Annotated in this window: 6 protein-coding genes and 1 pseudogene; 2 read left to right on the forward strand and 5 right to left on the reverse strand. The window is 65.5% G+C overall.

The genetic code is table 11. The annotated features are described in order from the left end of the window. Window position 1: 1 nt before the first annotated feature. The 4 genes and pseudogenes from QRO95_RS24660 to QRO95_RS24675 form a co-directional block, all read right to left on the reverse strand. Window positions 2–1,676 (reverse strand): annotated as a pseudogene (locus QRO95_RS24660) (MFS transporter). Continuing rightward, window positions 1,676–2,242 (reverse strand): TetR/AcrR family transcriptional regulator, encoded by a 567-nt coding sequence (locus tag QRO95_RS24665; RefSeq protein ID WP_010483118.1) that lies wholly within the window; start codon window positions 2,240–2,242, stop codon window positions 1,676–1,678. Before QRO95_RS24665 ends, QRO95_RS24660 begins: the two are co-directional and overlap by 1 nt. 219 nt (window positions 2,243–2,461) lie before the next feature. Further along, a complete protein-coding gene (locus QRO95_RS24670; RefSeq protein ID WP_285303678.1) occupies window positions 2,462–2,896 on the reverse strand; it encodes a hypothetical protein in 435 nt (144 codons plus the stop codon). 169 nt (window positions 2,897–3,065) lie between these two features. Continuing rightward, the gene (locus QRO95_RS24675; RefSeq protein WP_285303679.1) at window positions 3,066–5,276 is read right to left on the reverse strand and encodes a TonB-dependent receptor; all 2,211 of its coding nucleotides are present in this window, start codon (window positions 5,274–5,276) and stop codon (window positions 3,066–3,068) included. A 136-nt stretch (window positions 5,277–5,412) separates the two neighbouring features. On the opposite strand from QRO95_RS24675, the gene QRO95_RS24680 reads away from it, so the two are divergent. Beyond that, on the forward strand, window positions 5,413–5,826 hold the full coding sequence (locus tag QRO95_RS24680; RefSeq protein WP_008264835.1) for a MerC domain-containing protein: 414 nt from the start codon (window positions 5,413–5,415) through the stop codon (window positions 5,824–5,826). Window positions 5,827–5,936: 110 nt separating this feature from the next. Continuing rightward, window positions 5,937–6,116 (forward strand): 30S ribosomal protein THX, encoded by a 180-nt coding sequence (locus tag QRO95_RS24685; protein WP_004150462.1) that lies wholly within the window; start codon window positions 5,937–5,939, stop codon window positions 6,114–6,116. A gap of 110 nt (window positions 6,117–6,226) precedes the next feature. Here the strand turns inward: QRO95_RS24685 and QRO95_RS24690 are convergent, their stop codons facing one another. Next, window positions 6,227–7,477, reverse strand: coding sequence for an ectonucleotide pyrophosphatase/phosphodiesterase (locus tag QRO95_RS24690; protein ID WP_121503865.1), 1,251 nt, complete (start codon window positions 7,475–7,477; stop codon window positions 6,227–6,229). Window positions 7,478–7,772: the final 295 nt, after the last annotated feature.

The following is a 7,772-nucleotide window of genomic DNA, read 5'->3' on the forward strand; positions in this document are numbered from 1 at the left end:
CTCAGCGGGGCGCGGCCGGCGTGACCGCAGCGGGGGGAAGTGGGGTGGCGCTTGCGCCATTGCTTGAGCACGGCGGTGCGCAGCGACAGCAGCAGCAACCAGCCCAGGAAGCCGATCGCCAGCCAACCGCTCAGCGTGAACACATCATTGAAGCCACGCACGTTGGCTTCGCGGCGCGTGGTCTGCGCCAGCTGCGCGCTGCCCTGCGCGCTGCGCAGCACCGGGTCGGTGATCTGTGCGCTGTACAGCTGCTGCTGGAGGCGCAGGCGCTGCGCCACCACCGGGTCGGCCGGGTCGAGCTGGCTGGTCAACGCGCTGGAGTACAGCTGCTCGCGGTGCAGCTGGAAGGTGCCCAGCACCGCCGAACCGGCCAGGCCGCCCAGCGTCTGTGTGATCGACAGCGTCACCAGGAAGGTGATCATGTGGTCCACGCCCTGTTTCAGCGCGGCGGAAATGCCGAGCATGATCAACGGGCCCATGAACATGCCGGCACCGACCGAGGCCAGGAACTGGCTGACGTAGAAGTCGTGCGGCCGATCCATGCTGGTGCGGTGCTGATCGAAGAAGGCGGCAGCGCCGAGCAGCAGGATCGCCATCAGCAGCTGCGCGATCAGCCGCTTCGGGCCGAACGTCAGCGAGGCACCGGCGATGCCGGTGACCACGCCCGCGAGGATCACCACGAACAGCGGGCGCATCTGGTCCGGGCCCATGCCCAGCGTGCGCATCAGGTTGACCACGCCATAGGACTGCTCGGTGGTCAGGAAGCGGATCAGGAACGCGCCGACGATGAAGTGCAGCACCGGCAGCTTCGACAGCCAGCGGATCTGCAGCAGCGGATTGCGCCGGTAGTGTTCGATGATGAAGGCAGTGGTGGAGAGCACGATCGAGGCGACCAGCGCCCAGCCCAGCCATGGCGTGTTGAGCCACCAGCGGGTGTAGCCCTGCGCCAGCACGATCACCAGCAGCGCGACAGCCGGCGCAAGCAGGGCGAAGGTGAGGAAGTCCAGTGGCTCGAAGGCTTTCACCTGGATGCCGGGCGGCAGCTTCAGCACCACCACTGCAGCGAACGCGCACAGGGCCAGCCCGGCTTCAAACGAGTAGAGCTGGTGCCACTGGCCGGTATCGACCAGGCCCGGCGAGACGATCCAGGCGATCGGCACCGCCAGCTGCGAGAGGCCCACGCCAACCACCAGCAGATTGCCGGTGAACCGTCGTGGCAGCGCCTGCAGCATGTACAGCGTGCCCAGTGTCGAACAGGCGGCGCCAGCGAAGCCGCTGGCGGCACGGGTCAGCATCGTGGTCTCGAAGCTGCCGACGAACAGGTGCAGTACCGCCAGCGCCGCGTACAGGCCCAGCCCGATCTCGGCGAACAGGCGGATGCCGTACTGCTGGCGGAACTTGAAGGCCAGCAGGTTGGCCGTGACGTTGACCATTGCATAGGCCGCCACCAGCCAGCTGCCCTGGGTCGGGGTCAGTGCCAGCTGGCCCTGCAGGAAGGGCAGGTTGGCGGTGACCAGCGCATTGCCGAGGCCACCGGTGATCGCCACCAGCAGCGACACCAGTGCATAGGCCACGCGTCGATAGGGGGGATGCCAGGGCATCGAAGCCGAACCCGGCATGGTCGGCTTCTCGTGCTCCTCCCAATCCGGAACCGGCTTCAGATACGGCTGGACCATCAGCGGGCCTCGCTGGTTGCTCCCTGGAGACCCCCGCGCAGCAGCTGCAGGGCACGCCCGGCCAGGTGGGCGCGCTCGTCGCGGGTCTTGCCGCGCAGGGCTGCGCCCAGCATGCCCGAGATCAGTGAAATGTCCGTCTTCTCCAGGTCGGCACGGCACAGTCCGGCGGCCTTGGCACGGGCGATCGGTGCTTCCAGCAGATCGCGCACGGTCTCGCGCGCGGTGCGCATGGCTGGCACGTCCGAATCCACCGCGCGCCAGTAATCGGCCAATGCCGGCGAATCGATGATGCGCTGGGCCATGCCTTCGAACACCTCGAACAGGGCATCGTCGCGGTCGCCGAGCTGCTCGACCTGGCGCCGGATACGGTCGACCGTACGTTGCAGCAGTGCCTGGATCAGCGCGGTGCGGTCGGGGAAGTTGCGGTACAGGGTGGCGCGGCCCACCTGGGCGCGTTCGACCACCAGGTCCAGCGGGGCGGTGACACCGTGTTGGCCGAACACATGATCGGCGGCGTCGAGGATGAGGGCACGGCGGGCAGCAGCATCGGCACGTTGGGCAGTCATGGAATTATTTTCGGACAAAAGTGTCCGATTGGCGAGACTTTGAGTGACGGGATTGTCCGCTTGTTGTGGTACGCACATCTTTGTGACGGGTGTGTGATGGATCCTACTGGAACGAAGACGGAAGCTCGAACGCTCCTTCAGGACGCAGTAGATCCACGCCATGCGTGGATGAAAAGCTGGCGCAGAAGGGATCTGGCTAGTGGCTGGCTGATCCGCTCATCAAGTCTTCTTCCTGTTCTTGATGAAAGCGATGAACTCTTTCTTGTGGCCCTCGAAGACGCGACGGCCGTACTTCCGGTACTGGGGCTCGAACAAGGCGTAGGCCGCATCCAGATTTCCCGATTCGAACTGGATGGTGGCTGCAAGTTCATCCATGTACTCGCTCGAGGCTTCGCCTTCTCCATAGATGCCTCTGGCGACCATCGCCCACTCTCTGGCCTTTTCAAACTGAGCGGTATCGCGATAGAAGATGGCTATTCCATACGATGAAATCTGGCCGTAGTCATAAGCAGATTTCGGCTCCGGAATCATGTCCCAGCTTTCAAGGAAGCGATGCTCTGCCTCCGCAATGTCGCCGGCCAGCCAAGCGGTTCTCCCACGCTTGGCGGTTGCAAGGAGGCGTTCTTCCAGTTCGGCATCGAGACTCATGGCCATGCAGGTGTTTCCGCTCAGTTTGTCTATTGAATTGACGCCTGATTGAGTCTAGCTGCGCAACGGATGGTGTCGCGGAGGCATAGCACCATTTTCACCAGTTCATGCCATATGCGACAGAAAAAGGGGGCCTTCCGGCCCCCTTAGGTAACGTTCCGACGGCGTAGCCCGGTCAGAAGAACGCGCGGATGCCGAATGCGACACCACGGCCCGGCAGTGGCGAGTAATCACGCAGCAGCGAGGTATGCGGACGCACTTCGCGGTTGGTCAGGTTGCTGCCATCCAGGAACACCTCGTAGCTGTTGCTCGCGTTGCGATCCCAGCGGTAGGCCAGATGCGCGTCGACCAGGGTGTAGCCGTCGCTCGGCGCTTCGTTCTGGGCGACATCCTTCTGGCGGCTGTAGCGGACCGCACCGACCGAGGCGCGCCAGCCGTCCTTCGACCAGCGCAGGTCGGCGCCGACGCGGGCCGGGGCGATGCGCGGCAGGTAGCCGGTGTTGGCCAGCTCCACGCTGTAGTTGTGGTTGTGGTCGCCATGCGGCACGGCGATGTCGAGGTTGCGGCTGCCGTTGCCATCCAGCTTGGCCTTCACGTAGTCGCCGAACACGCGCAGGTCCCAATCACCGGCGCCGCCTTCGAACAGATGCACCAGCGCTTCGGCTTCGGCACCGCGGAACACCGCATCCTGTTGCGTCCAGGCGCGGACCGGCAGACCCTCGGTAACGCCGGTGTCGGCCAGGTAGATGAAGTCCTTGAATTTGGTCTGGTAGACCGACGCCGAGAAGTCCAGGCGTTCGCTGTGGGTGTGGATGCCCAGTTCCACGCGCTGGCCGCGCTCGGTCTTCAGGTTGGCGTCACCGATTTCCAGCGAGCGGGTGGCGATGTGTGCGCCGGCGGCATACAGCTCTTCGTTGGTCGGTGCACGCTCGGAGCTGTCCACGCCGATGCGAAGGTCAACGGCATCGTTGAGCTTCCAGATGCCGGCCGCAGACAGGTTGGTGGCGCCGAAGGTGCGGCGGCGATAGTCACCGGTCGGGTCCAGCTTGACCTGGTCGTGGCGGCCGCCCAGTTCCAGCTTGAACGGGCCGAACTGCTTTTCCTGCAGTACGAACAGGCCGATGTTCTTCGTGCCGGTATCCGGAACGAACGCCTCTTCGCCCTTGGCACCGAAATCACTGTTGCCGAACTGCAGACCGAACGCGCCGTCCCAGCCGCCGATCTGCTGCTGCACCGCTTCCAGGCGCGCCTCGATGCCACGGTTGGTGAAGCGGGTGGACGGCGTGCCGGCTTCCAGCTCCACGTGTTCGTAGTCGGTGTAGGCCACGCGTGCATTGATGTTCTTCAGGAACGAGACCGGGTTGTAGATGCCGGCCTTGGTCTCGAAGCGGTTCTGCACCATGTCGATGCGCACGTCATGCTCGTCGCCGCCTTCTTCTTCATCGCCATGGTCGTGACCGTGGTCATGGCCATGATCATCACCCTCGGCGTGCACGTGCGCGCCATTGGGAATGCCGTAGTTGGTGCGGTAGGTGCTGGCGGATACGCCGAAGTAGCCGCCGTCGCCCAGCCACGTTGCGCCGACACCGCCGGCGCGGGTGCGGATCGAGCTGTTGTCCAGGCGGCCGCGGCGCGGCTCTTCGCCTTCCTCGCCCGCGTGGTCATGGTCGTGATCGTGATCGTGATGATCTTCAAGGCTGTCGATCACGGCATAGCCGGGGATGCGGTAGTCATCGCCATTGCGGACCAGGCCATCCACGTGCAGCACGACATTGCCGCTGACGCCATCGAGGCGGAACATGCCGCTACGCTCGTTGTTCACCGAATTGCCGCGCAGCTCGGCGCGGCCGCTGAGCGGGCGCTCCGGCAGCTCGCGGGCGATGCGGCCATCCACCACATTGACCGCGCCACCGATGGCGCCACTGCCGAACAGCAACGTGGCCGGGCCCTTCAGTACTTCGATCTGGTCGGCCAGGAACGGCTCGATGCTGGTCGCATGGTCGGCGCTGACGGTGGAGGCATCCATGTTGCCCATGCCATTGGACAGCACGGCCACGCGCGGGCCTTCCTGGCCGCGGATGATCGGGCGGCCGACGCCGGGGCCGAAGAACGTGCTCTGCACGCCCGGCAGCTTTGCCACGGTATCGCCGAGGGTGCCGGCCTTCTGCTCGTCCAGGCGTTCGCCGGCCAGTACCTCCACCGGGCGCGCCAGCGATTCGGCATCGCCCTGCAGTGGCGACGCGGTGACCTGCACCGACGACAGTTCAGTCAGGTGGCGGTCACGATGAGCGCTGTCATCGCCGGCGGCAAAGGCAACCGAAGGCAGCAGGGCGGCGAGGGCCAGAGCGAGGGAATGCGGCTTCAACCGCGGGGTGTGGGCGGGCATGGAGCGGGTCCTTTGTTACAGTGTATCAATCGCTGGGCGCACGTATCCCGTCAGCGGGACAGGGGGAGGGAAACCGTGCGGGTCGGGAACAGATGTTATATTATTCCATAACGATTCGCCGACCCTGCTGGAAGTCATGTCCCTGTCCTCACGCCTGCGCCACCTGCTAGACCGTTTCGGCGCCACTGGTTCGATGCTGTGCGCGGTGCACTGCGCGGTGATCCCCGTGCTGCTGGCGGCGGCGCCGTCGCTGGGCCTGTCGTTCTGGCTGAGCGATGGGGTGGAACAGGCGCTGGTGGTGTTCGTGACCCTGCTCGGATTGTTCAGCCTGGTCTGGGGCTACCGCCGGCACGGTGCGCTGCGTGCGCTGGGCTTCCTGATTCCCGGCCTGGTCGCGTTGTGGGCCGGCGTGCTGTACGACCCGCTGCACCACAATGCGGTGCCACACGCGGTGGTGATGACCATCGGCGGCCTGCTGGTGGGGGTCGCCCATCTGGTCAACCTGCGCCTCAACCACGGTCACGTGCACGACGCCAGCTGCGCGCACTAGGCGCTCCGTGATAGGATTTTCGATCGTGCGCGGGGGCGCCCAGCAAGGCGGCCCCGCCGAACCCGTGTCAGTACGGGGTAACCAGATTTCACATTTGAGGAGTTGAAGACATGGGTAAGGGTGACCGCAAGACCGCCAAGGGCAAGCGCTACAACGCCAGCTACGGCAACGCCCGTTCGCACACCGCGAGCAAGGTCGCCGTAGGCGCCGCTGCTCCGGTTGCCAAGAAGACCGTGGCCAAGGCTCCGGCGAAGAAGGCTGTGGCGAAGAAGGCCGTCGCCAAGGCCTGATCCGGCCCAGGCCGGTTCAACGAAAAACGCGGCGCCTGGCGCCGCGTTTTTTTGTGCTCGTCGTTCCGCTTGCTGCGTTCGCCGGGCCATGCCCGGCGGATGACGTACGATCAGCGCAGGGTTTTCTTCAGCGTTTCCGGATTGCCGTCGTTCGGTGCAGCCGGCACCTGCAGCAGGTGCGCCAGCAGCGGGTAGACGTCGACATTGTCGAAGCCATCGATCACCAGGCCCTGACGGAACGACGGGCCGCTGGCCACGAATACCGCGCGCATGGAGGGCAGGGCATTGTCGTAGCCATGCGAGCCACGATCCTGATGGTCTCGCTTGGCGATCTTCTCCTGGTGCAGGGCATCCCAGCCTTCATCCATCATGCAGACAATGGCGGGAATGCGCGGGTGGGTGCCGTAGTGCAGGCGCGGCGGCAGGTTCTCTTTCTTCCAGCACTCGTAGTGCGCGTGACGACCGAGCAGGGCGCGCTCGGCTGCGGCTTCGTGACCGGCCAACGGCGCAAAACCCACCGACTGGCCCTGGCTGACGTTGCGAGCGATGGCCGGGGCGGCCATTGATTCGGTGGAGATCACCTGGCCGACCGGGACGCTGGCCATGCCATGGTCGGAGACCACGATCACGTTGGTGGTCGCGGCCAGGCCGCGCTGCTGCAGGCCGTCGAGTACCTGGCCGACGATCTGGTCAGCGCGCACGATGGCGTCGGCGTACTGCTTCGATTCGGGGCCGTAGTTGTGGCCGGCCTTGTCCACGTGCTCCATGTACAGCGTGGTCAGTTGCGGTGCGTCGGCATCGGTCTGTGCAAGCCAGTCCAGCACGGTGCCCGCGCGTTGTTCCAGCGGTTCCTTGCCGTCGTACACGCGCCATTGGCTGGGGCGCACACCACGGATTTCCGATTCACTGCCCGGCCACGAGGTGGTGGCCGAACGCACCCCGGCGTTCTCGGCGCCGACCCAGATCGGTTCGCCGCCCCACCAGCCGCTGGTGGTGACCGCCTCACGGTTGCTCAGCTCGAACCGGCCTAGGGCTTCATCGTCCATGCTGTTGTTGACGATACCGTGGTGGTCCGGGCGCAGGCCGGTGACGATGGTGTAGTGGTTGGGGAAGGTCAGCGACGGATAGGACGGGGTCATCCAGCGTGCACGCACGCCGCCGTCGATCAGGCGCTGCAGGTTGGGGGTCAGGCCGCGGTCCAGCGCATCGGCGCGCAGGCCGTCGATCGAGATCAGCAGCAGCTTCGGCGGCGCAGCCGCAGCGACAGCGGTGGGAGCGGAGGCGGAAGGGGCGGGCGCGGTGGTGCAGGCGGCCAATGGCAGCAGCAGCGCCAGCGCGCAGGTCAGGCGTACGGAAGTCATCCGCCCATGATAAGCCGGTGCAATGACGCGCCCAAGACACGGCGCGCTATCGCGCGCCGTGTCCGCGCATTTTTCCTTATCCCTGCGCCTGTCGGCGCGCCCCCTTCAACAAGAAGGGGGCTTTTCTCCAGACATGTTCCCGATGCTTCCATCCACGCATGGCGTGGATCTACCGTGTCGACCAAGGTCGACACCTACCCACAGCCGCGGGAGTCTGTCGAAGGTGGGGCGGTATGGGTGGGCAGGACCGTTGGCGCCATGGATGGCGCCATCGAGCCCCCATGGATGGGTTTAC

It is taken from the genome of Stenotrophomonas maltophilia group sp. Smal13, from assembly GCF_030236855.1.
GTDB classification, from domain to species: Bacteria; Pseudomonadota; Gammaproteobacteria; order Xanthomonadales; family Xanthomonadaceae; genus Stenotrophomonas; species Stenotrophomonas maltophilia_A.